Here is a 20,821-nt window from a genome sequence, read left to right on the forward strand (position 1 = left end):
CCATGACCCCCAAACAAACTCTGATCATGTGGTGCCTGCTCGGCCGCCAGGGCCAGGCGATGCAAGGCGAGATCGTTCCCAAAGTCGAGAAGACGGACCGCGAGGCCCTGGTGGCCGAGCGGCTGATCTCCAGCACCAAGATCGGCCGCTCGATCGGCCTCAAGCTCGAGGACAAGGGCTGGGCCTGGGCCGGCCAGCATCTCGGCGACGAACTGCCGAAGAACTATCAGGTGCTACAGCAATGGCTGGCGCTGCTGCAGCAGCATCTCGACAAGAACGGCGAGACGCTCGCCGACTTCATCGGACAGGCGCCGGACTGGCCGCCCGCTGCGTCCGCGAAAGACAAGGCACCGAAGCGTAAGAGAACTCCGGCGCCGCCGCGGCCGCGCGAGCCGAAGCCTGCATCCCCGCCGACGCCGGAGCAGGTGCGGGCGCGGATCGAGCAGGCTTATTTGACGATTACCAATGGCCGCCGGGGCGAGCCCGTCGCTTTAGGCAAGCTCCGCGCCGAGCTGCCCGACCTCGACAGCGCAACGGTCGATGCCGCATTGCTGCGGATCCACAAGACCGAACGCGGCGCCGGGTTCGGCCGCAACGACGATCCCAAAGATATTTCAACTGACGAGGCCCACGCCGCTTTCAGCGCCGGCGGCGATCCATATCACTTCATTTGGTTTCAGGCATGACTCAAGCACTGCAGGCACTCCGCGTCGCCGATTTCAATTGGGTTCGCTCTCTCGACAGCATCTGGATCGACGACGGCACCAGCGACAATCTCGGTCCCAACGGCGACATCATCGAGCAGGTCGTCCAAGAATTTTTGCGGGAGACGTTGGGGCCGGCCTCGCACGGCCGCGGCGTGCCGCTGACCGGCCACGCCGGCATCGGTAAGACGCATTTCGTCGGCCAGCTGCGTCGCCAGGTGTGGGAGAATGGCGGCTGGTTCGTGCTGCTCGAAGTGATGGGACTGACGGATTTTTGGCGCAATGCCGCGCTGAGCTACATCACCTCGTTGCTGCAGCCGATGGCTGATGGGCGCCGCCAGCTCGAAGCCGTTTTGGCGGGCGTGGCCAGGCGCTTCAAGGTGGAGAAGGAGGTCGAGACCGCGTTCAGCATTCCGAACATCGAAGCGCGCAAGATCGTCGACGTGCTGGTCAAGGGCCTGATGCGGCACGACATGCCGAACACGCTGAAGCACCAGGACGTGTTCCGCGCGATGTGCCTGCTGCGCTCCAACGATATCGACAGCGCGGGGCTCGCCCATGCCTGGCTGCAGGGCTACGACGCCGACGAACAGGCCCGCGCCGCGCTCGGCTTCTTGCGGCCGCCGCCGCCGCCGGTCGATCTGGTGCGGGGCATGTCATGGATCATGAGTATCGCCGGGCCGACAATGGTGGCGATCGATCAGATCGACGGCGTCGTCAATCCGAGCATCGTCAGCGCGCGCGTCGACGATGATACGCTCAATCCCGGCCTTGGCGAAGCTCTCGCGGCCGGATTGCTCGAGCTGTACGACGTCGGCTATCGCACCATGACTGTGGTGACCTGTCTGTTCAACTCTTGGCAGGCTCTGCAAAGAACCGGACTGACACCATTCGCGCAGCGCTATCGCGAGCCGCTCAATCTGCGCGAGATGAAGGATCCGGCCGATATTCGCAGCCTGATCGTCAGCCGGCTTGCGCCCGCCTACGAGTCGCTGAATTTCACACCACCTTATCCAAGCTGGCCGTTCACCGATAAGGCGATCGAGGCCGCCGCCGGCGTGATTACGACGCCGCGGACCATCCTGATGCGCTGCGACGCGCTGCGCCGCCGCTGGATCGAGGCCGGCACGGTGACCGAATGCGATGAGCTCGGCGAGGTCGTCGCTCGGCCGGAGGGCGCGAGCCCCCGCAACGGCTTCGCACAGGACTTGCAGCGCCACATCGCCGCTGCCGAGGTGGACGACCTGATCGTTGCTGACGACGACGGCAAGCTGGCGGGGCTGCTGCGCGAAGTATTCGAACTCTACGCCCGTGAGTTCGAGCCCGATGAATCGAGCGACCTGGAGAGCCGCGGCGACCCGGCGCAGAAGGTGCCGCCGCTGCACGGCCGGCTGACGTTCACCTATCATGCCGAGAACGATCGGGAGCGGCACTTCTGCTTTCGCGCGCTCGAACATACTCACGCGATCTCGTTCCAGGCGCGGCTGCGCGCGGCGCTCACCGCGTCGGGCATCAACGCCAAGATCGCCGACCGCCATCTGGTGCTGGTGCGCCGCAGCCCGATTCCCGGCGGCGCCAAGACCCGGCAGCTGTTCGAGCTGTTCGAGAAGTCGGGCGGCGTCGTGATCGATCCTGCAGATGCGGATCTGCGCGTGTTCGTGGCGCTGCGCCAGATGAGCCAGCAGGCTTTGGCGGATGGCCGAAGCGCCGAATTCGAGTCCTGGCTGCGCGCCGACAAACCGTTGTTCGCGACGCAATTCTTCAAACAGGCCGGCCTGAGCCCGCCGCCTGCGACACCGACGGTGACAGGCGCGCAGAGCAGCGCTGCGACCGACAAGGCCGCTGCGCCGCCAGCGCCGCCGCCCGAGGCTGCACCGCCGCCCGCAACGACTGTGCGAGATCCTGCGCCGGCGCCGCCGCGCCCGTCGGCGGCCGCGGCGCCAGCCTCGACGGGCTCGGACTCGATCCCGGTCGGCCGACGCATCGCGGTCGGCGGCGAAGCCGTCGCCGTGCCGCTACGCCTGTTGCCGCGGCATACCGCGATTATCGCCGGCTCCGGCTCGGGCAAGACCGTCCTGCTGCGGCGGATTGTCGAGGAGGCGGCGCTCGCCGGAATACCGGCGATCGTGATCGATCCGAACAACGATCTGTCGCGGCTGGGCGACCCATGGCCGTCAAGGCCGGACTCCTTCACCGACGAGGATGACGCCAAGGCGCAGCGCTACGCCGACAAGGTCGAAGTGGTGGTATGGACGCCAGGCGTGCACGGGGGCAATCCGCTGTTTCTGCCGGTGATGCCGGATTTCGCCGGCCTCGGCCCCGACAAGGACGAACGCCAGCAGGCGACCGAAATGGCCGCCGAAACGCTCGGCCCGCTCGCTGGCGCAAAGAACGCGTTGCAGCGGGGTGTGCTCGCCGAAGCCCTGCGGCATTTCGCGGCCGGCGGCGGCGGCGAATTGCAGGATTTCATCGCCTTGCTGAGCGAGTTGCCGGACGGGCTAAGCCCGATCGGCAATGCCGCCAAGCTCGCGGCCGGAATGGCCGATCAGCTGCATGCCGCCGTCGCGACCAATCCGCTGCTCCGCGCCGACGGCCCGGTGCTTGATCCGAAGCTGCTGTTCTTCGGCAAGGATCCGGCGCGGGTGCGGCTCTCGGTGATCAATCTGTCCGGCCTCGCCACCGACGCGGCGCGCGAAGATTTCGTCAACCGGCTGCAGATGGCGCTGTTCAGCTGGATCAAGCGCCATCCTTCGAAGACCGGTCTGCTCTACGTGATCGACGAGGCGCAGACTTTCCTGCCGTCGCAGAAGCCGGCGCTCAGCCTCGGCAGCGGCATCAAGCTGGTCGCGCAGGCGCGCAAATACGGACTCGGCATGATCGTCGCGAGCCAGGTACCGCGCGGCATTCACAACCAGATCGTGTCGAACTGCACCACGCAGTTCAACGGCAAGCAGAGCGCGCCGGCGACCATCGCGGCCGCCCAGGAGATCATCGAGGCCAGCGGCGGCCGCGCCGATGACATCGGCAAGCTGAAGGCGGGCGAGTTCTATTTCGCCACCGAAGGCTCCGGCAAACCGGGCAAGATCAAAACCCCAATCTGCCTCAGTTATCATCCCGCCAATCCACCGACGCCAGACGAAGTGGTGCGACTGGCCAGACGAGTGAACGCGACCGCGTAGGCAAAGCGTCCGTCGCATCGCTTGGACCCATCGCTCAGGCGGGCTGGGCGATGTTGATAGCGCGTCGCGGTCGCGGCAGCGCTGCGACCGGTCGCGGGCTCGCTTGCCAGCCTCCTGTCAGCTTCACCCGCCTATCTTCGTCAGGATCGACCAAGGCGCGCTGCGAGTTGCGCCGCAACTGACGAGGGATGCCATGATCTCACGAGCCGTGATGACGAGCATGGCGCTGATCGCGCTGGGTGGGACCTCTGATGCAGCTTCCGCGCTGGCACCAAAAGACCCGCTTTGGAATTCGGATCACTTAGCGCTTCTGCCTCATGATGTTCAGCGTGCAGTTTCCGCACGATGCCCCAGCGGCGCGATCGCGGGACATTATTTTGCAACCTACGCACCGACGACCATCGTGCTGCATTTCGAACATTTGCGATGCCGTGACGGTTCGACGGCCTTGTGCAACGGCCGGAAGTGCCTGCGACAAGTGTATCGCGATGTCGGCGGTCGCTATAGGCTGGAGCGCAGCTACTTCGCGGCGGCGTATCAGTAAACGCGGATCAGCGCACCGAATTGCTGCCGAGTGCGATTTGGGCGAACCGCGCGGCATTCGGCTTCGTCAGATCCGGCGTCACCGGCTTGGCGTGATCGAGCCCGACCACGGCGCCGCGTTGGGCGTCGGCGATGACGTTGCCGCTGATCGCCGCGGTGCCGGCGCCATCCGCGACGGAGACCCCGATGCCGACAAACGCCTTGCGCACGACATTGCCGGTGATCGCGACGTCGCGCAGATAGCGGCCCCAGCCGGCGACGATGCCGAACGACGGCGCGTTCTCGATCACGTTGCCCGTGACTGCGGTGTCGGCCTCGACATAGATGCCGATGCCGGCGTCGTCATCCGGCGCGGTGCCGATCGGGCGCTTCGGCCTCAGATTGCGGATGATGTTGCCCTGTACGATGCTGAGCCGGCCGCCTTCGTTGAAGTTGCAGACCGAAACGCCGAGCGCTGCGCCGTCGACGGTGTTGTTGGCGATGACGGCGCCTTCGAAGGCGAATTCCGAATACAGCGCGACTTCGCGGACATCGCTGACGCTGTTGCCGGTGATCTGAATATTCGACGCCGAATTGCCGCGGACCGCGGAGTAATCGCAGTTCCTGATGCGGTTGCCGCTGACGATGACATTGCCGGCGCGAAACGCATTGATGGCGTTGCCGTACTGCCCGGAGCCACCGGGCCCGGCCGTGATGTTCTCGATGCGGTTGCCGGTGACCAGCGTGCCGTCGTCGCCGACCGACGTGCGGAGGATTTCGATGCCGTTGTGGCTGGCGCCGAGAATGGTGTTGCCGTCGACGCGCAGGCCGCGCGCATCGAACGACACGACGCCGGTCACGGCGATCGCCGTCAGGATATTGTCGCTGATCGTCCCGGAGGTCGTTTCCAGCCAGATGCCGCTGGCGCCACTCGCCGTGATCGAGCATTGCTCGATGCGCAGCGCTCGGGCGCCGACGCAATGTACCAGACCGCGCCGCGCCGGCAGGGGAATGCTGGCACCGTCGAGGATCAGCCCGGATAGCGTCGGCGCGTCGGCGCCGGCGCTGTCGAACAGCGAGGGACCGCCCGTCAGCACCAGCCGCGTCGCGCCGCGCACGCCGCTGAGCTGCGCACCGGAGGGCAGCCGCAATGTGCCGGTGCGGTAGGTTCCGGGCGGCAATGCGAGGGGGACGCGGCGCTCCGCAGCGTCGTCGATGGCGCGTTGCAGCGCGGCGGTTTGATCCTCTGAACTATCAGGCCGAACGTCGAGCTGCGTCGCATCGCGGCCGCGTTTGGAGGTCAACGGTGCGGCGGCCAGCGGCGTCGTCGCCAGAGTGAGGCCGCCGGCGATCGCGCCGAGCATTTCGCGCCGATGGATCGTCATGTCTGCGCCCCTGCGTGAGCCATGCGATCTCGTAACGCAAAAGCCGCCGCCCAGTGACGGACGACGGTGTCGCAGCAACGCGATGTTTGGCGCTAGGGTTAATCGTCAGGCGGCGCTGCGTGAGAGTTGATAGTCGCGCCCGGCGTGCGCCTCGGCGTCGTTGTGCTCGGGATTCTCGCCGGCTTCGGGCGCGCAGGCGCGGATCTCGTAGCCGTTGTCGAGAATGCGGCGGGGCCTTGGCGATTCGTCGCCCGGGTCGACGTCGACGACCAGGCCGCTCTCCAGCGCGTGTTTCCATACACTCGCCTCGGTCGGATAAGCCTTGCTGATCTTGGCGTCGTCGCAATACAGCGCATAAGGCATCGCGGTCCTCCTCGATCCCAACGCGGAGCAAGGAGGCTGGTTCTCGCCGGGGCCCGCGGGCTGGAATCACGCCGTCGTGAGCAGGAGCCGGCCGCGCCGGGCTTCCCGGATCAATTCCAGCAGGATCGCTTCGCCCGCGTCGACCAGATGCTCGGCACCGATGCTGCCGCCGGGCCAAGGTCGCCCGTCGCGGGACAGCAGCGGGACGTGGATGAAGGCGGCGAGGCGGGGGCCCTGCGGCCCGTGCGTCGCGTCGATCGCCCGCCAGCTCAGATAGTTGCAGAGATATCGGCCGGCGTCGCGGGAGAGGCGGGCATCAATCCCAGTGGCGAGGGCAGCGCGCCGCAGCTTGGCGGCATGCGGGCCAAAATGTTGCGCGTCCTGACCCGGCTCGATCGAAGCAGTGCGTAGCGTCGTCCGCTCCGCGTCCGGCCACAGCATGGTCACCGCATTGCGGGCGCGCGTTTCGATGCGCAAATGCCTTGTGCGTGCGGCGAGCCCGAACATCAGCAGCACGTCGGGCCGGTGTGTGGCGAGCAGTTGCTGCAACTCGCGGTCGACGGCGCGATAGCTCACTGGGAAGACATGGCCGATACGCTCGACCGCATCGAATGCTGGCCGCCGCAGCTTCACCAGCCGATCCACCAGCGTCGGCGTCGGATTATACGGCGCGCCCGGGAACGGGCCGAAGCCGGTGATCAGGATGCGAAGGGGAGCCGTCATGGTCCAACTAACACCAGATTCGTCATGGCCGGGCTTGTCCCGCCTGCGGGGCCGTAGCCCCTTCGGCGCGGCGAAGGCCCGGCCATCCACGCCTTTTTCGTGACTTCTGCCGCAGGGCGTGGATGCCCGGCACAAGGCCGGGCATGACGGGCGGAGAGATGGTACCTAAATTCGTCGGGCTTTCGCGCTGGGCGCCGCGGGCGTCCGACGGATGTGCGTGCCGATCGATCACGCCAGCAATTCCGCGATCGCATCGGCGCCGATCGCCGGGGTGAGGCGGCCGGCGGCGACGTCGGCTTCGGTATGTTTCACCTTGGCGCGGATCGCGGGGTCGCTCTTGAGCCGCGCTTTCCAGCGGTCCTCGAGCATGGTCCACATCCACTTGACCTGCTGCTCGCGGCGGCGGGCATCGAGCTCGCCGGAGGGCGTCGTCGCGTCGCGATGCGCCAGCACGCTGTGCCACAGTTCGGCGATGCCGGCGCCGGTCATCGCCGAATAAGTCTGCACCGGCGGCTGCCAATGCACCGAGCGCGGCGTCAGGATATGCAGCGCCGCGCGATACTCGCCGGCCGCCAGATTGGCGCGGGCGATGTTGTCGCCGTCGGCCTTGTTGATCGCGATCATGTCGGCGAGTTCGACCAGGCCCTTCTTGATGCCCTGCAGTTCGTCGCCGGCGCCCGGCAGCATCAGCGCCAGGAAGAAATCGGTCATATCGCAGACCGCGGTTTCGGATTGGCCGATGCCGACGGTTTCCACCAGCACGACGTCGAAGCCGGCGGCCTCGCACAGCAGCATCGCTTCGCGCGTCTTCGCCGCAACGCCGCCAAGCGTGCCGGAGGAGGGCGAGGGGCGGATGAAGGCGCCCGTTTCGGCGGACAGCCGCGCCATTCGGGTCTTGTCGCCGAGGATCGAGCCGCCGGTGCGCGCCGACGATGGATCGACCGCCAGCACCGCGACCTTGTGGCCCTGCTCGATCAGATACATGCCGAGCGCGTCGATCGTGGTCGACTTGCCGACACCGGGCGAGCCGGTGATGCCGACTCGGATCGCGCGGCCGGTCAGCGGCAACAGCTCCTGCACCAGCGCGCGTGCGGACGCCTGATGATCGCCGCGGCGGCTTTCGATCAGCGTGATCGCGCGCGCCAGCGCCGCGCGGTGCCCATCGCGCACCTCGCTGGCCAGCGACGGCAGATCGAGCGGCTTCTTACTTGTTGCGGTCATCATCGCCTTTCGGGCGATCGCCGCCGAAAATCGCGTTGCCTTCCGCGGACAAATAAGGCTTCAAGCTTTGCCACGGCACGTAGGCGTCGTAGCTGCCTTCCGCATAGGCGCCGACCGCGTAGGGCGCGTAGTGGAACACGAGGCCCGAGCTTTTGCCGGCCTCGGTCGATCGGGCGAGCGTCACCGGGCCGATCTTCAGCAGCTTCGGCTCGATGCTCTTGACGTAGTCGTCGCCGTCATCCTCGGTGCCGCGGGCCTTCTTCTCGGCTTTCAGCGACGCCAGCACGCCCTTGACCATCGCCTGCATCGCCGGGCCGCCATCGGCAAGCTCGGTGAAGAAGGGCCGGATGCTGATGCGTTTGGCCTGCTGCTTGTCCCACAGGATCGTATCGATCTCGGTGTTGGGATGCGCGCCGCCGGTGTAGCTGTAGTCCATGCGCAGCACGCTGACATAGCGGTTAGCGACCAGCGAGTCCTGCGTGTAGCTGCGCTCGTAGGTCCACGGCCCGTTGCGGAACAGTTCGGGATCGCTCTTGTATTCCGGCTCGGCTTCGGCGCGCTGCGCGGCGATGTACTTCTTGCCTTCGGCGAGGCAGTTCTCCGCCAGCTTCGCATCAGCCTTGATGGCCGCATCGAGCAGCACCGTGCCGTCGATCGCCTTGGTCTTCACCGCATAGTCGGGCTTAGGCTTGGCCGGCTCGGCGAGGGCGGGGGAGAGGAGCGACATCACGCTGACGAGAAGCGCGATCGTTGTCCTGCGTATGGGGGCTATCATCCGCGTACCATTAGTTACTGCCGTCCCGAATGCGGGTCTCGACGAAAGATCTGAGCGGCGGAAGGTGAAGATTGATGATCCCCCAGACGACGCCAACCTCGGTCTCGTGGTAGGCATGTCGAAGCCGATTGGCGAAGTCTACCATCTTGCGCCAATCGATGTGAGCAGCCTGCTGCTTAAGGTCCTCGGGAAGTCGGCGCGCTGCCTCGCAAACGATCTCAAGATAACGCTCGGTTGCCATCCGCCGAATGATGTCAGCCTCGAATTCGGCCTGGCTGCAGTTCGTCAGCATCTTTTCGATGCGATCGATCGCCTCAATGATGTCGCGAAGGCGGTCTTCGGCGGAAGGCGGCATCAAAGCGCCTCGACCAGGTCGTCGGCAATGCGTTCGAGAAAACGGGGCTTGAGGTGATCGCCGCGTAGCGTCACTTGGGTTGATATACCGGTGGCCTCTTCGCAGAGGTACCCGATCTCAAGCGGCGTCTTCCAGCCTATCGCGAAGTCGGACCTCAATTCCACCAACACATCTAGATCACTGTCCGGCCGCGCGTCGCCGCGCGAACGCGAACCGAACACGTACAGCTTGGCGACGCCCTCTGCCCTCAGAGCATCCGCCTTCTCGCGAAGGCGGGCGAGGATGGTCGCCAGCGGCATGTCGAGAACGGTTGTCATGCCGTCATCGTACCACATCGCCGGTCGTCCCGCAGCTACTCCGCCGCCTGGCTCGTGTGCCCCAGCCTCGCGTTGAGCTTGTGGATCAGCTCTTCGGCGGCGTCGGCGATCACGGTGCCGGGCGGGAAGATCGCCTCGGCGCCGGACTTCTTCAGCGCGTCGTAGTCCTGCGGCGGGACGACGCCGCCGATGATGATCATGATGTCCTCGCGGCCCTGCTTCTTCAGCGCGGCCTTGAGCTCCGGCACCGCGGTGAGATGCGCGGCGGCGAGCGACGACACCCCGAGAATATGGACGTCGTTCTCCACCGCCTGGCGCGCCGCCTCGTCGGCGGTGGCGAACAGCGGCCCGATATCGACGTCGAAGCCGATGTCGGCGAACGCCGAGGCGATCACCTTCTGGCCGCGGTCGTGGCCGTCCTGGCCGATCTTGGCGACCAGGATGCGCGGCCGCCGGCCCTCGGCGTCCTCGAACGCATCGATCAGCGCCTGCACCTTCTCCACGCGGTCCGACATGGTCGAAGCCTCCCGTTTGTAGACGCCGGTCAGCGACCGGATCTCGGCGCGGTGCCGGCCGTAGACGGTCTCCAGCGCGTCGGAAATCTCGCCGACGGTGGCCTTGGCGCGTGCCGCGTCGATCGCCAGGGCCAGCAGATTGCCGGTGCCATCGGACGCAGCGTTGGTCAGCGCGGCGAGGGCGGCATCGACGTCGGCCTGCTTGCGCTCCTTGCGCAGGCGGCCGAGCTTGTCGATCTGCAGCCGCCGCACGGTGGAATTCTCGACCTTGAGCACATCGAGCGGCGCTTCCTCGGTCGGCTTGTACTTGTTGACGCCGATCACCGACTGGCGGCCAGTGTCGATCCGCGCCTGGGTCTTGGCGGCGGCTTCTTCGATACGCAGCTTCGGCACGCCGGCTTCGATCGCCTTGGCCATGCCGCCGAGCGCCTCGACTTCCTGGATGTGGCCCCAGGCCTTGACGGCGAGGTCGTGGGTCAGCCGCTCGACGTAGTAACTGCCGCCCCACGGATCGATGATGCGCGTGGTGCCGCTCTCCTGCTGCAGGAACAGCTGGGTGTTGCGGGCGATGCGGGCCGAGAAGTCGGTCGGCAACGCCAGCGCTTCGTCGAGCGCGTTGGTGTGCAGCGACTGGGTGTGGCCCTGGGTCGCCGCCATCGCCTCGATCGTGGTGCGCATCACGTTGTTGTAGACGTCCTGCGCGGTCAGCGACCAGCCGGACGTCTGGCAATGCGTGCGCAGCGACAGCGACTTGTCGTTCTTCGGATCGAACTGCGTGAGCAGCTTGGCCCACAGCAGCCGCGCCGCGCGCATCTTGGCGACTTCCATGAAGAAGTTCATGCCGATCGCCCAGAAGAATGACAGCCGCGGCGCAAACTTGTCGACGTCGAGCCCGGCCGCGATGCCGGCGCGGACGTATTCGACGCCGTCGGCCAGCGTGTAGGCGAGCTCGAGATCCTGCGTCGCGCCGGCTTCCTGCATGTGATAGCCGGAGATCGAAATCGAGTTGAACTTCGGCATCTTCTGCGACGTGTAGGCGAAGATGTCGGAGATGATCCGCATCGAAGGCGTCGGCGGATAGATGTACGTGTTGCGCACCATGAACTCTTTCAGAATATCATTCTGAATGGTGCCCGACAGCTTCTCCGGCGGCACGCCCTGTTCTTCGGCGGCGGCGACGAATAGCGCGAGGATAGGCAGCACCGCGCCGTTCATGGTCATCGACACGCTCATCTGGTCGAGCGGGATGCCGGCGAACAGCGTGCGCATGTCGTAGATACTATCGATCGCCACGCCCGCCATGCCGACGTCGCCGGCGACGCGCGGATGATCGGAGTCGTAGCCACGATGGGTGGCGAGGTCGAACGCCACCGACAGGCCCTTCTGGCCGGCGGCGAGATTGCGGCGATAGAACGCGTTGGAATCCTCGGCGGTGGAGAAGCCGGCATATTGCCGGATCGTCCACGGCTGGTTGACGTACATGGTCGGGTAGGGGCCGCGCAAGAACGGCGCGGTGCCCGGCCAAGTGTCGAGGAAATCGATGCCGGCGACATCCGCTTCGGAGTAACCCGGCTTGACCAGGATGCCTTCGGGCGTCAGCCACGGCTGCGCCTCGCCTGCGGGCGCAGGGGCGTCGGTGGGCTGGAAGGCGAGGTCGGCGAAGTTCGGAATCTTGCTCATGTTCTTCGTTCTCTGTTCCCGCCGAGATTAGCACGGCCGGTTTGACGCGTCATGCGAGGCTCAGTCGTGGTCCGGCTGCTGATAGCTGAACACGTCGGCCAGCTTCTCGGGTCCGTAGTTCTGCTTGGTGGTTTTGCTCGGCAGGGCTGCGATCGTGCCGACCCAGCCGAGACGAGACTCGGTGCCGAACTGCGAGGTCGGCACCAGCCGGTCCGGCCGGTCGAAGGTTCCGGTCATGATCTCGATACTGGTGCCTTCGATCCGCCGATAGCTCATCGGTGTACCGCAGGCCTTGCAGAAGTCGCGCTCGGCGATCGAGGAGGAGCGGAACGACGCCGGCTTGCCGCGGGTCCAGGCGAAGCTGTCCTTGGCAATGTCGGCGAACGAGGCGAACGGAGCCCCGCTCGCCTTCTGGCACATCCGGCAGTGGCACAGCGTCACGCGCAGCGGAGCGGCCGACAGCGCGAAGCGGAGCGCGCCGCACTGGCAGCCGCCGGTCAGCACGGGTCTGCCGGTCGCGGTCATGCCGCCTCGATCTCGGTCCAGGCGTCGGTGAGGAGCGCGAGAGCGTCGCCGCCGGCGAAGATGAATTCCTGCACACCCGCCGCGCGCAGGCTGGCTTCCAGCTCGCCCGGGCGGCCGGCGAGATAGATCCGCTTGCAGCCGGCCTGGCGCAGCGCCTGGGCAGCCGGCGCCGCGTGCGCCGGGTAGGCCTTGTCGGACGAGCACAGGCAGGCGAATGCCGCGCCGGACGCCTTGAAGGCGGCGGCGAGCGCGGCCGGATCGGTAAAGCCTTCGCTGTCGATCGCCTCGATGCCGCCGGTCTCGAAGAAGCTCTTGGCAAAAGTCGCGCGCGCGGTGAAGTCGGCTGGTGTGCCGAGATTGGCGAGGAAGACCTTTGGCCGGGCACTCTTGGCGGCGAGCATGGCGTCGGACTTGTCGCGCAATGACTCAAACGGCGTGGCGAGCCGGACCGGGCTCAGCGGAGCGAAGCTGATCGTCACGCCTCCGGCGGGCGGCACGGCAGCGGGCGTCAGCTTCAGCACCGTCGGCGGGGCTTCGTGCAGGTTCGGGAATTCGCTGGCGCCGGTGAGCACGTCGCGGCGTTTACCGATCGCCTTGTCGCGCGCCGCGCGGGTGGCGGCGACCTTCGGCTGGATGAGGCCGGCGGCGAGCGCGGCGAACGCCCCGCCGGCTTTCTCGATCTCCTGGAACTGCGTCCAGGCTGAGGCGCAGAGCTCCTGCGTCAGCGCCTCGATGCCGCCGGCGCCGGCGGCCGGATCGGCAACCTTGTCGAGGTTGGACTCCTCGAGAAGGATCAACTGCGTGTTGCGGGCGACGCGGCGCGCGAAGGCGTCGGGCAGGCCGAGCGCCAGCGTATGCGGCAGCACCACCAGCGAATTGGCGCCGCCGGTTGCGGCCGCGAAGGTCGCCACGGTGGCGCGCAGCATGTTCACCGACGGGTCGCGCTGCGTCAGCATCCGCCACGCGCTCTCGGCGGCGACGAACAGCGGCTTCGGGGCCAGCCCGCAACTCTCCTCGACGCGCGCCCAGAGCAGCCGCAAGGCGCGGAACTTCGCCAGCGTCAGGAACTGATCGGCATCCGACGACAGCCGCGCATAGATCATGCTGCGCGCCTGGTCGAGCGGCATACCGGCGCCGTCGAGCGCGCGCAGATAGGCCGTGGCGGAGGCGAGCACAAACGCCAGCTCCTGGGCTTCTGATCCGCCGGCGTCGTGGATGACGCGGCCGTCGGCGGCGAGCAGGTTGGAGTTAAACCCAAGCTTGGCGAGGCCGGTGGCGACTTGCGCGACGCCGCCGGCGATCTCGGCCCAACCGGACGCGCTCGATCCCTGCACGGCGCGGGCGCCGAGCGGATCGATGCCGAAGCGGATGTTGCAGGCGGCCGGATCGGTGCCGCGGTGCTTGATCAGGTCGGCGAGATGACGAACGAGGTCGCAGGATTGCGGCGCGAACTGCAACTCGATTGCGATGCCGGCGTCGAGATGAATGCCCTCGAGGACCGTCTCGAGCGCGTCCTTGGTCGGCGGCAGCCCGAAGCCGCGGGCGCCGACGCTGCCGGCGAACACCAGCACCAGTCCGGTCGCGCCGTTCTCGAGATCGTGCAGTGCCTGCTTGTTGGCCTCGCGCGCGTCCGGATGATCGATCCGCTGGGTGATGATCCACGGCGCTGCGGGCGCGCGGCCGGCGACCGGCGCGGCCGCTTTGGCGCGCGGATAGATCGGCTGAATGGTCAGGCCGTCATGCGTCTTGCTGACCAGCTTTTCGAACGGGGCGCCTTTCAGCACGCCATCGACCAGCTTGCGCCATTGGTCGTGGTCGGCCTGCGGGAAATCAGCGGCGAGCGTGAGCTCGTTGTTTGCAGAAGACATTTTGAAAACCGGACTCCGACACAAAACTTGGTTGCACCGGAAAATGCCACGCGGGGCGCGGCATGCCAAACGGTTGTTTTGGGCCAAAAGGCGCAGTCGGCAGAATTATATGCTGCATTGCCCGCGTGGCGGTAATCGCTCGATTCCACCGGTGGGGAGCGCCGCCAAGGCGTCCTTGAGCGACCGTCCGCCGATGGTCCCGTCAGGCCGGATCTCGACCAGCGGCACCAGCACGAAGGCGCGCTCGAACAGCCGCGGATGCGGCAGCGTGAGATCGGGGCGGTTGATGACCCCGTCGTCGTACGACAATAAGTCGAGATCGAGCGTGCGCGGACCCCAGCGACGCTCATTGGCACGGTCGCGGCCGAACTTCTTCTCGATCTTGTGCAGCGTGAACAGCAGCGCGTGCGGATCGAGCGAGGTGTCTATCGCGATGCAGGCGTTGATGAAACGATCCTGCTGCTCGTCGCCCCATGGCGGCGTGGTGTAGTCCGAGGAACGCGCCAGCAATTCGGCCTGGGTCATGCCGCAGATGTTGGCGATCGCCTTGTCGAACGTCGCGCGGACGTCGCCGACATTGCCGCCCAGCGCGATCAGGGCCTCAGCCATGCGTCGCCTGGCGCGAGCGAGTGATGATCACGCCGACATCGTCGAAAATCGCAGGGATCGGCGCGTGAGGTTTGTGCACCTTGATCTTGACCGCGCTGATTTTGGGGAAGGCCGACAGGATCGCTTCGGCCACGGCGCCGGCGGCGCGTTCGAGGAGTTTGTAGTTGGCATCCTTGAACGCGGCGGTCGCGCAGGCGACCACGTTGGAATAGGACACGGTGTCGGACAGCCGGTCGGTCCGCGAGGACTCGGCAAGATCGATCGCGAGTTCGAGGTCGATGACGAAGCGCTGACCGACTTCGGTCTCGTGATCCATCACGCCGTGCCGCGCATGCAGCACCAGGCCGGTGATGAAGATGATGTCGCTCATCGGCTGTCCTCGATGCTGGTGGTGATCGCGTGCGCGACCTTCAGCGCCTGTGCGGTGGCGGCGACGTCGTGGGCGCGGATGATCCGCGCGCCGTTCTGCACCGCGATCAGATGCGCCGCAAGCGAGCCGCCGAGGCGGTCCTTCGGCTCCGACGGCACGACCGTGCTGATAAAACGTTTGCGCGAGGCGCCGACCAGGATCGGCAGACCGAAATGCTTGAACTCGGCGAGCCGCGCCAGCGCCATCATGCTCTGCCGCGGCGTCTTGCCGAAGCCGATGCCGGGATCGAGCACAATGTGAGTGTCGGCGATGCCGGCACGCGCGGCGAGCGCCAGCGAGCGCGCAAAGAAGGCGTCGATATCCGCGATGATGTCGATCGCCTCATCGACCGCTTCGCGGTTGTGCATCACCACGAGGGGCGCGCCGTGCGCGGCGACGACGGCCGCCATCTTCGGATCGCGCTGCAGGCCCCAGACGTCGTTGGCAATCGACGCGCCGTTGGCGAGCGCCCAGTCGACCACCTCGGCCTTCATGCTGTCGATCGACACTGGCGCGCCGAGCGCCGCAACAGCCGCAAGCACCGGACGCAGCCGCTGCAACTCCTGTTCGGCCGAGACCGGCTGCGAGCCATAGGGCCGCGTCGACTCCGCCCCAATGTCGATGATATCGGCACCCTCGGCAATCATCCGCGCGGCATGCTCGCGCGCGCGCTCCGGCGAGATGAAGTCTCCGCCATCGGAGAACGAATCCGGGGTGATGTTGAGCACGCCCATCACGGCCGGCACCGGGCGCGCCAGCAACGCGCGCAGCGGATGGGACCGCGCCGCTGCGGTCGGTGTCGCCGGAATGTGCTGCGCCGCGCTCATGCCAGCGCTTTGCGCGGGAAGCGGCGGACTGTCAAGCGGGGCAGCGTGGGGCCGTTTGCCGGTGGCCATTCGACGGCCGACGTGTGGTTGCGACCAGAAAACAGCAGCAACGAACCACACGCGGACATCGGCCGCCGGACGTGATATGCGCAGCCAGCGCTCCAATAAGAAGAGGCAGATTCGTGGAAGCAGGTCGAAAAGCTCCGGGCGAGCGCTGGTCATCCTGGACCATCATGCTGTGCGCGGCGGCGATCCTGATGATCACGATGGGCATCCGGCAGACCTCCGGCCTGTTCATCGATCCCATCAACAGCAGCACGGGCCTCGGCATCGTTGCGATCTCGTTCGCGCTGGCGATCGCGCAGTTCGTCTGGGGACTGGTGCAGCCGCTGTTCGGCGCCATCGCCGACAAGCACGGCCCGCGCGCCACGCTTGTGAGCGGAGCGCTGCTGCTGGTCGCAGGCCTCGCGCTGACGCCGTTCACGGTCCACTCCGAATGGGGCCTGGTGCTGACCATGGGGATTCTGACCGCGGCAGGCGCGGGCGCCGGCAGCTTTTCGGTGCTGATCGGCGCCAGCGCGCAGCGGCTGTCGCCGGATCGGCGCTCGTTCGCAGCGGGCTTTATCAACGCCGGCGGTTCGTTCGGCCAGTTCGTGTTCGCTCCGTTTGTCCAGGCCGTGATCAGTTCGTTCGGCTGGGTCGTCGCCATGTTCGCACTGGCGGCGAGTGCGCTCGTCACCATTCCGCTGAGCTGGCTGGTCAGCCGCGATGTCCCGGCACAGCCGGCCGCCGATCCGCTGCCCTCGTCAGACCTGATGGCGCAGATCCGCACGTCGATGCGTGATCGCAGCTATCTGTGCCTGCACGCGGGCTTCTTCACCTGCGGCTTTCACATCGCTTTCCTGGTCACGCATCTCCCCGGCGAGGTGGCGCTATGCGGACAGTCGGCGGCGGTCTCGGCCACGTCGATCGGTCTCATCGGCCTGTTCAACATCGCCGGCAGCCTGTGCGCCGGCTGGCTCGGCAACTTTTGTCGGATGAAGTACATCCTGGCCGTGATGTACGCGAGCCGGGCGGTGATCATCGCGATCTATCTGGTGTCGCCCAAAGACCCGATCACGTTCTACGTGTTCGCAGCGGCGCTCGGCTTCACCTGGCTCGCCACCGTGCCGCCGACGGCCGGGCTCGTCGCCAAGCTGTTCGGGACGCGCTATCTGGCTACACTGTTCGGCCTGACGCTGTTGTCCCACCAGATCGGCGGTTTCTTCGGCGCTTGGCTGGGCGGACTGGCGGTGGCGCGCAATGGCGATTATCAGTTGATGTGGTACGCCGATATCCTGCTCGCCTTGTTGGCGGCTTTGATCAATCTTCCGATCCTCGAGGCCAAAGTGCGAATGAGCGCGAGCGACAGCACCCACCGTGCGGGCGCGTCCTCCTCCTGACGAAGCTCGCATCTGCGCTGGCCGCCGCGAACGTCATGCTGACCGGCAATCGCCAACTCATGTTCAGCGTCGGGATTCAGATTGCCGTCGTTAACGACTGTGGCGGCCAGGCTCCTCGAAACGTTGCTTGACTTGCGAAGAACATAATGTGAACATTCTTCGCAGTTCGAAGCTTGGAGGTGGTTAGATGGCGGATGTGACTTACTACGTCGCGCTGCCGTTTCGGGCGTCGGACGACGGCGTCGTGGCGGGTGAGCCGGCGGAGTGTCAGAGCGCCAGCGGGGCGATCAGGCGGGCGGAAGCGCTGGCACGGCTGGCCGAGAATGCCGGGGCCGTAGCGTTCAGCCGAACCGGTGATCCGTTGATCGGCGAGTTTCAGGATGCGGTGTTGATCAAGGCGTTTGGCGAGGTGCCGAGCGAGTTCGCGGGATTCTGAGAGGCGAAGTCGCGAACGAGCGATTTCAATCTGTGGCGAGTTGAAGGACGTCGCCGCTTCCACACGCCGTCATGGCGAGCGTAGCGAAGCCATCCAGCTTCGTGCACGGCGCGTCTGGATTGCTTCGCTGCGCTCGCAATGACCGCAATGACGATGCCCGGGCGATTAGTAGCTGATCTTCAGCGGCAGCTTCCGGGCCTGCTCGATCAGCTGTCCGACTTCCTTTTCGGACGGCAGGGCGCGCAGCAATTTGCGCTGCAGGTTGGCTTCTTTCATGTTCTGCGCCAGCCGCGCCGGGTTGCGGTGGGTGAATTCGCGCAGCGTGTTGACACCGGCGGCGCGCAGCAATTCGGCTTTGGCCTTGCCCATGCCGGGGATGCGCATGCAGTCGGCGATGTTGGCCCATTCCAGCAACTGCTGCTCGCTGAGGCCGGTCTTGGCGGCGAGTGCCTTACGTCCGCGCGTCGTTTTGGCGGCTTCGAGCAGGGCTTCGGTGGTGCGGATGCCGACGGATTTCAGCTTGGCGGCTGCTGCTGTGGAGATGCCGTCAATCTGGGAGATAGGGTATGTCATGATACTCGGGAACTGGGAGTCAGGTGAACTGGCGGAGGCCTGGCGTGCCGGCGATGATCTCGTTCATCCGCTCGACGCCAATCTTCTCACGGCCGATATGGAACAGCTCGCGCGCGAGCTTCTGAATGTCTCCCATGCCGAGGCCGAGCCCCATCAGCTTGGTGCCGACCGCCATCACGCCGCCGCCCATCAGCCGGCCGAGCGTGCTGCGCGAACTGTCGGCGGACGCGATCGCCGCGTCGGCGCCGGGGATGCTGTCGATCAGAGCCTGGACATGGGCTGTGGGACCCTCGCTGCGGAGGAAGCTGAGAATGATGCCGACGCTTTTGCCGGCAACAGCTTTCTCCAGGCCGGCCTTGTCGGCCAACCGCTCAATCAACTCATCCATTACGCCCCCGCCGCCGGTTTTCCGCCGGATTTGTACTTGTCCGATCATCCTGATCTCCCGCGCTTCGAAACACAAGCAACGCACGCAGGAGAAGCCGCCGCGAGGCGGGGATTCGAATCGAGTGTTGCAACATTGCAAGTGCGTTCTTGCCCAGAGCTGGCTACCAACAGATTAAAGCTGGACGATTTGCGACGTGTTCGCCGCGGCAATTGGTCTGCGATGCAGCAGCGTTGAGAAGTTGTCTTCATTATGCAGGATATGCAGCGCACGGAGACGATGATGATGCTCCGGCGTCTGCGCGAGGAACACGACACGATGGCGAGCGAAACCGGTAACGGCGATACCGACGGCAGGATCTTTATCGGCAAGGGCGAGCAGCCGGCGTGGCTGACGCTCGGCCTCGCCAATCGCCACGGCCTCGTCACCGGCGCAACCGGCACCGGCAAGACGGTGTCGCTGCAGGTGATGGCAGAAGGTTTTGCGCGCGCCGGCGTGCCGGTATTCGCCGCCGACATCAAAGGCGATCTGTCGGGCATCGCCGAAACCGGCGAGGCCAAGGACTTCATCCTGAAACGCGCCAAGGAGATCGGGCTGACGTTCCAGCCCGATCAGTTCAGCACCGTGTTCTGGGACGTGTTCGGCGAACAGGGGCACCCGGTGCGCGCCACGGTGTCGGAGATGGGGCCGCTGCTGCTGTCGCGGATGCTCGATCTCAATGACGTGCAGGAAGGCGTGCTCAACGTCGCGTTCCGCGTCGCCGACGACATGGGCCTGCCGCTGGTCGACATGAAGGATCTGCGCGCGATGCTCGACGCGATCGCGCCGATCGCCGCCAAGGTCGCCGAGAACGGCGACGTCAATGCCGACATCCGCCAGGCCGCGCAGGCGCTCGGCAACGTCACCAAGCAGACCGTCGGAACCATCCAGCGGCAGTTGCTCGTGCTGGAGAACCAGGGCGGCGAAAGCTTCTTCGGCGAGCCGGCGCTGCAGCTGAAGGATTTCATCCGCACCGACAATCAGGGCCGCGGCCTCGTCAACATCCTCGTTGCCGACAAGCTGATGAGCAATCCAAGATTGTACGCGACCTTCCTGCTGTGGATGCTGTCCGAACTGTTCGAGGAACTGCCCGAGGTCGGCGATCCCGACAAGCCGAAGCTGGTGTTCTTCTTCGACGAGGCGCATCTGCTGTTCAACGATGCGCCGAAACCGCTGATGGACAAGATCGAGCAGGTGGTGCGGCTGATCCGCTCCAAGGGCGTCGGCGTGTACTTCGTGACGCAGAACCCGATCGACGTGCCGGACCGTGTGCTGGCGCAGCTCGGCAATCGCGTGCAGCACGCGCTGCGCGCCTTCACGCCGCGCGATCAGAAATCGGTGGCGGCGGCGGCCGAGACGTTCCGCCCCAATCCGAGGCTCGACACCGCCAAGGCGATCACCGAGCTCGGCAAGGGCGAAGCGCTGGGGTCGTTCCTCGAAGGCAACGGAACGCCGGCCATGGTCGAACGGGTCATGATCCGTCCGCCGGCAGCGCGGATCGGGCCGATCACGCCAGAGGAGCGCAAGGCGATCATCGCCGCTAGCCCGGTGAAGGGAAAATACGACACCGCGATAGATTCCGAATCCGCCTACGAAAAGCTGCGCGACCGGCTCGAAGGCAAAGCCTCCGGCGCCGACGCTGCTCCGAATGAAGGCGGGCTGTTCGGCCAACTCGGCAGCCTGATGTCGACCGTATTCGGCACCAATACGCCGCGCGGCAAGCTGACGACCGGCCAGGTCGTGGCACGCAGCGTCGCCCGCACCGTCGCCACCACGGTGGTCGGCGGCCTCGCCGCCGAACTCGGCAAGAAAGTCGGCGGCTCTCTCGGCAGCACCGTCGGCCGCTCGATCGTGCGCGGGACGCTGGGCGGGATGCTGCGGAAGTGAGCGAAAGTGAAAGGGCTTGTCTGACTGCAGTCGTGTGCTGCAATCACACAGCTTCATAGATCAAACAATTTGCCTATGATCC

21 protein-coding genes are annotated in these 20,821 nt (G+C 66.1%); 6 read left to right on the forward strand and 15 right to left on the reverse strand.

What is annotated here, in order from left to right:
• The first annotated feature begins 2 nt into the window (after positions 1-2).
• The 3 genes from D4Q52_RS12290 (at position 3) to D4Q52_RS26225 (ending at position 4,427) form a co-directional block, all read left to right on the forward strand.
• Positions 3-686, forward strand: a complete 684-nt coding sequence (locus D4Q52_RS12290; RefSeq protein WP_119856856.1) for a hypothetical protein — start codon at positions 3-5, stop codon at positions 684-686.
• On the forward strand, positions 683-3,883 hold the full coding sequence (locus D4Q52_RS26905) for a helicase HerA domain-containing protein (RefSeq protein ID WP_119856857.1): 3,201 nt from the start codon (positions 683-685) through the stop codon (positions 3,881-3,883). Before D4Q52_RS12290 ends, D4Q52_RS26905 begins: the two co-directional genes overlap by 4 nt.
• A 193-nt stretch (positions 3,884-4,076) precedes the next feature.
• A complete protein-coding gene (locus D4Q52_RS26225; RefSeq protein WP_147407783.1) occupies positions 4,077-4,427 on the forward strand; it encodes a hypothetical protein in 351 nt (116 codons plus the stop codon).
• Between the two features lie 7 nt (positions 4,428-4,434).
• Here the strand turns inward: D4Q52_RS26225 and D4Q52_RS12300 are convergent, their stop codons facing one another.
• The 13 genes from D4Q52_RS12300 to folP all read right to left on the reverse strand — a co-directional run bounded on the left by D4Q52_RS12300 (position 4,435) and on the right by folP (position 15,977).
• Entirely contained in the window at positions 4,435-5,790 is a 1,356-nt protein-coding gene (locus D4Q52_RS12300; RefSeq protein ID WP_119856858.1) for a TIGR03808 family TAT-translocated repetitive protein, read from the reverse strand.
• A 105-nt stretch (positions 5,791-5,895) separates the two neighbouring features.
• Positions 5,896-6,153 (reverse strand): hypothetical protein, encoded by a 258-nt coding sequence (locus D4Q52_RS12305; protein ID WP_119856859.1) that lies wholly within the window; start codon positions 6,151-6,153, stop codon positions 5,896-5,898.
• A 66-nt stretch (positions 6,154-6,219) separates the two neighbouring features.
• Positions 6,220-6,966, reverse strand: a complete 747-nt coding sequence (locus tag D4Q52_RS12310; RefSeq protein ID WP_425328480.1) for a pyroglutamyl-peptidase I — start codon at positions 6,964-6,966, stop codon at positions 6,220-6,222.
• Positions 6,967-7,104: 138 nt separating this feature from the next.
• Positions 7,105-8,097: a methylmalonyl Co-A mutase-associated GTPase MeaB gene (gene meaB, locus D4Q52_RS12315; protein ID WP_119856957.1), complete on the reverse strand. Its 993-nt coding sequence runs from the start codon at positions 8,095-8,097 to the stop codon at positions 7,105-7,107.
• Complete coding sequence (locus D4Q52_RS12320) at positions 8,081-8,824, reverse strand: DUF3298 and DUF4163 domain-containing protein (RefSeq protein ID WP_234831168.1); 744 nt, start codon at positions 8,822-8,824, stop codon at positions 8,081-8,083. The genes meaB and D4Q52_RS12320 overlap by 17 nt, the downstream gene beginning before the upstream one ends.
• 58 nt (positions 8,825-8,882) lie before the next feature.
• Positions 8,883-9,227 (reverse strand): HepT-like ribonuclease domain-containing protein, encoded by a 345-nt coding sequence (locus D4Q52_RS12325; RefSeq protein ID WP_119856862.1) that lies wholly within the window; start codon positions 9,225-9,227, stop codon positions 8,883-8,885.
• Positions 9,227-9,544 carry a nucleotidyltransferase family protein gene (locus tag D4Q52_RS12330; protein ID WP_119856958.1) on the reverse strand — a complete coding sequence of 106 codons (318 nt, stop codon included), beginning with the start codon at positions 9,542-9,544 and terminating at the stop codon, positions 9,227-9,229. Before D4Q52_RS12330 ends, D4Q52_RS12325 begins: the two co-directional genes overlap by 1 nt.
• Positions 9,545-9,579: 35 nt before the next feature.
• Positions 9,580-11,739, reverse strand: a complete 2,160-nt coding sequence (scpA, locus tag D4Q52_RS12335) for a methylmalonyl-CoA mutase (RefSeq protein ID WP_119856863.1) — start codon at positions 11,737-11,739, stop codon at positions 9,580-9,582.
• 60 nt (positions 11,740-11,799) lie between these two features.
• Positions 11,800-12,264 carry a GFA family protein gene (locus D4Q52_RS12340; RefSeq protein WP_119856864.1) on the reverse strand — a complete coding sequence of 155 codons (465 nt, stop codon included), beginning with the start codon at positions 12,262-12,264 and terminating at the stop codon, positions 11,800-11,802.
• On the reverse strand, positions 12,261-14,132 hold the full coding sequence (locus tag D4Q52_RS12345; protein ID WP_119856865.1) for a methylmalonyl-CoA mutase subunit beta: 1,872 nt from the start codon (positions 14,130-14,132) through the stop codon (positions 12,261-12,263). Before D4Q52_RS12345 ends, D4Q52_RS12340 begins: the two co-directional genes overlap by 4 nt.
• A 105-nt stretch (positions 14,133-14,237) precedes the next feature.
• A complete protein-coding gene (folK, locus tag D4Q52_RS12350) occupies positions 14,238-14,741 on the reverse strand; it encodes a 2-amino-4-hydroxy-6-hydroxymethyldihydropteridine diphosphokinase (RefSeq protein WP_119856866.1) in 504 nt (167 codons plus the stop codon).
• Positions 14,734-15,111 (reverse strand): dihydroneopterin aldolase, encoded by a 378-nt coding sequence (gene folB, locus D4Q52_RS12355; protein ID WP_119856867.1) that lies wholly within the window; start codon positions 15,109-15,111, stop codon positions 14,734-14,736. The genes folK and folB overlap by 8 nt, the downstream gene beginning before the upstream one ends.
• Positions 15,108-15,977 (reverse strand): dihydropteroate synthase, encoded by an 870-nt coding sequence (gene folP / locus D4Q52_RS12360; protein ID WP_119856868.1) that lies wholly within the window; start codon positions 15,975-15,977, stop codon positions 15,108-15,110. The genes folB and folP overlap by 4 nt, the downstream gene beginning before the upstream one ends.
• 182 nt (positions 15,978-16,159) lie before the next feature.
• On the opposite strand from folP, the gene D4Q52_RS12365 reads away from it, so the two are divergent.
• Both D4Q52_RS12365 and D4Q52_RS12370 read left to right on the forward strand, forming a co-directional pair.
• Entirely contained in the window at positions 16,160-17,419 is a 1,260-nt protein-coding gene (locus tag D4Q52_RS12365) for an MFS transporter (protein WP_234831169.1), read from the forward strand.
• Between the two features lie 187 nt (positions 17,420-17,606).
• Positions 17,607-17,855, forward strand: a complete 249-nt coding sequence (locus D4Q52_RS12370; RefSeq protein WP_119856870.1) for a hypothetical protein — start codon at positions 17,607-17,609, stop codon at positions 17,853-17,855.
• 165 nt (positions 17,856-18,020) lie between these two features.
• Here the strand turns inward: D4Q52_RS12370 and D4Q52_RS12375 are convergent, their stop codons facing one another.
• Positions 18,021-18,428: a DUF4332 domain-containing protein gene (locus D4Q52_RS12375; RefSeq protein ID WP_119856871.1), complete on the reverse strand. Its 408-nt coding sequence runs from the start codon at positions 18,426-18,428 to the stop codon at positions 18,021-18,023.
• Between the two features lie 19 nt (positions 18,429-18,447).
• Positions 18,448-18,816: a DUF2267 domain-containing protein gene (locus D4Q52_RS12380; protein WP_119856872.1), complete on the reverse strand. Its 369-nt coding sequence runs from the start codon at positions 18,814-18,816 to the stop codon at positions 18,448-18,450.
• Between the two features lie 315 nt (positions 18,817-19,131).
• Here D4Q52_RS12380 and D4Q52_RS12385 point away from each other — a divergent pair, with 315 nt between their 5' ends.
• On the forward strand, positions 19,132-20,739 hold the full coding sequence (locus tag D4Q52_RS12385; RefSeq protein ID WP_119856959.1) for a helicase HerA-like domain-containing protein: 1,608 nt from the start codon (positions 19,132-19,134) through the stop codon (positions 20,737-20,739).
• Positions 20,740-20,821: the final 82 nt, after the last annotated feature.

Origin of the sequence: Rhodopseudomonas palustris, from assembly GCF_003591005.1 — a bacterium.
Classification (GTDB): domain Bacteria; phylum Pseudomonadota; class Alphaproteobacteria; order Rhizobiales; family Xanthobacteraceae; genus Rhodopseudomonas; species Rhodopseudomonas palustris_K.

Bases quoted from the DNA above. Each gene is read 5' to 3' on its own strand.
- D4Q52_RS12290 (WP_119856856.1), top strand. From the start codon at position 3: ATGACCCCCAAACAAACTCTGATCATGTGGTGCCTGCTCGGCCGCCAG.
- D4Q52_RS26905 (WP_119856857.1), top strand. From the start codon at position 683: ATGACTCAAGCACTGCAGGCACTCCGCGTCGCCGATTTCAATTGGGTT.
- D4Q52_RS26225 (WP_147407783.1), top strand. From the start codon at position 4,077: ATGATCTCACGAGCCGTGATGACGAGCATGGCGCTGATCGCGCTGGGT.
- D4Q52_RS12300 (WP_119856858.1), bottom strand. From the start codon at position 5,790: ATGACGATCCATCGGCGCGAAATGCTCGGCGCGATCGCCGGCGGCCTC.
- D4Q52_RS12305 (WP_119856859.1), bottom strand. From the start codon at position 6,153: ATGCCTTATGCGCTGTATTGCGACGACGCCAAGATCAGCAAGGCTTAT.
- meaB (WP_119856957.1), bottom strand. From the start codon at position 8,097: ATGACCGCAACAAGTAAGAAGCCGCTCGATCTGCCGTCGCTGGCCAGC.
- D4Q52_RS12320 (WP_234831168.1), bottom strand. From the start codon at position 8,824: ATGTCGCTCCTCTCCCCCGCCCTCGCCGAGCCGGCCAAGCCTAAGCCC.
- D4Q52_RS12325 (WP_119856862.1), bottom strand. From the start codon at position 9,227: ATGCCGCCTTCCGCCGAAGACCGCCTTCGCGACATCATTGAGGCGATC.
- D4Q52_RS12330 (WP_119856958.1), bottom strand. From the start codon at position 9,544: ATGACAACCGTTCTCGACATGCCGCTGGCGACCATCCTCGCCCGCCTT.
- scpA (WP_119856863.1), bottom strand. From the start codon at position 11,739: ATGAGCAAGATTCCGAACTTCGCCGACCTCGCCTTCCAGCCCACCGAC.
- D4Q52_RS12340 (WP_119856864.1), bottom strand. From the start codon at position 12,264: ATGACCGCGACCGGCAGACCCGTGCTGACCGGCGGCTGCCAGTGCGGC.
- D4Q52_RS12345 (WP_119856865.1), bottom strand. From the start codon at position 14,132: ATGTCTTCTGCAAACAACGAGCTCACGCTCGCCGCTGATTTCCCGCAG.
- folK (WP_119856866.1), bottom strand. From the start codon at position 14,741: ATGGCTGAGGCCCTGATCGCGCTGGGCGGCAATGTCGGCGACGTCCGC.
- folB (WP_119856867.1), bottom strand. From the start codon at position 15,111: ATGAGCGACATCATCTTCATCACCGGCCTGGTGCTGCATGCGCGGCAC.
- folP (WP_119856868.1), bottom strand. From the start codon at position 15,977: ATGAGCGCGGCGCAGCACATTCCGGCGACACCGACCGCAGCGGCGCGG.
- D4Q52_RS12370 (WP_119856870.1), top strand. From the start codon at position 17,607: ATGGCGGATGTGACTTACTACGTCGCGCTGCCGTTTCGGGCGTCGGAC.
- D4Q52_RS12375 (WP_119856871.1), bottom strand. From the start codon at position 18,428: ATGACATACCCTATCTCCCAGATTGACGGCATCTCCACAGCAGCAGCC.
- D4Q52_RS12380 (WP_119856872.1), bottom strand. From the start codon at position 18,816: ATGGATGAGTTGATTGAGCGGTTGGCCGACAAGGCCGGCCTGGAGAAA.
- D4Q52_RS12385 (WP_119856959.1), top strand. From the start codon at position 19,132: ATGGCGAGCGAAACCGGTAACGGCGATACCGACGGCAGGATCTTTATC.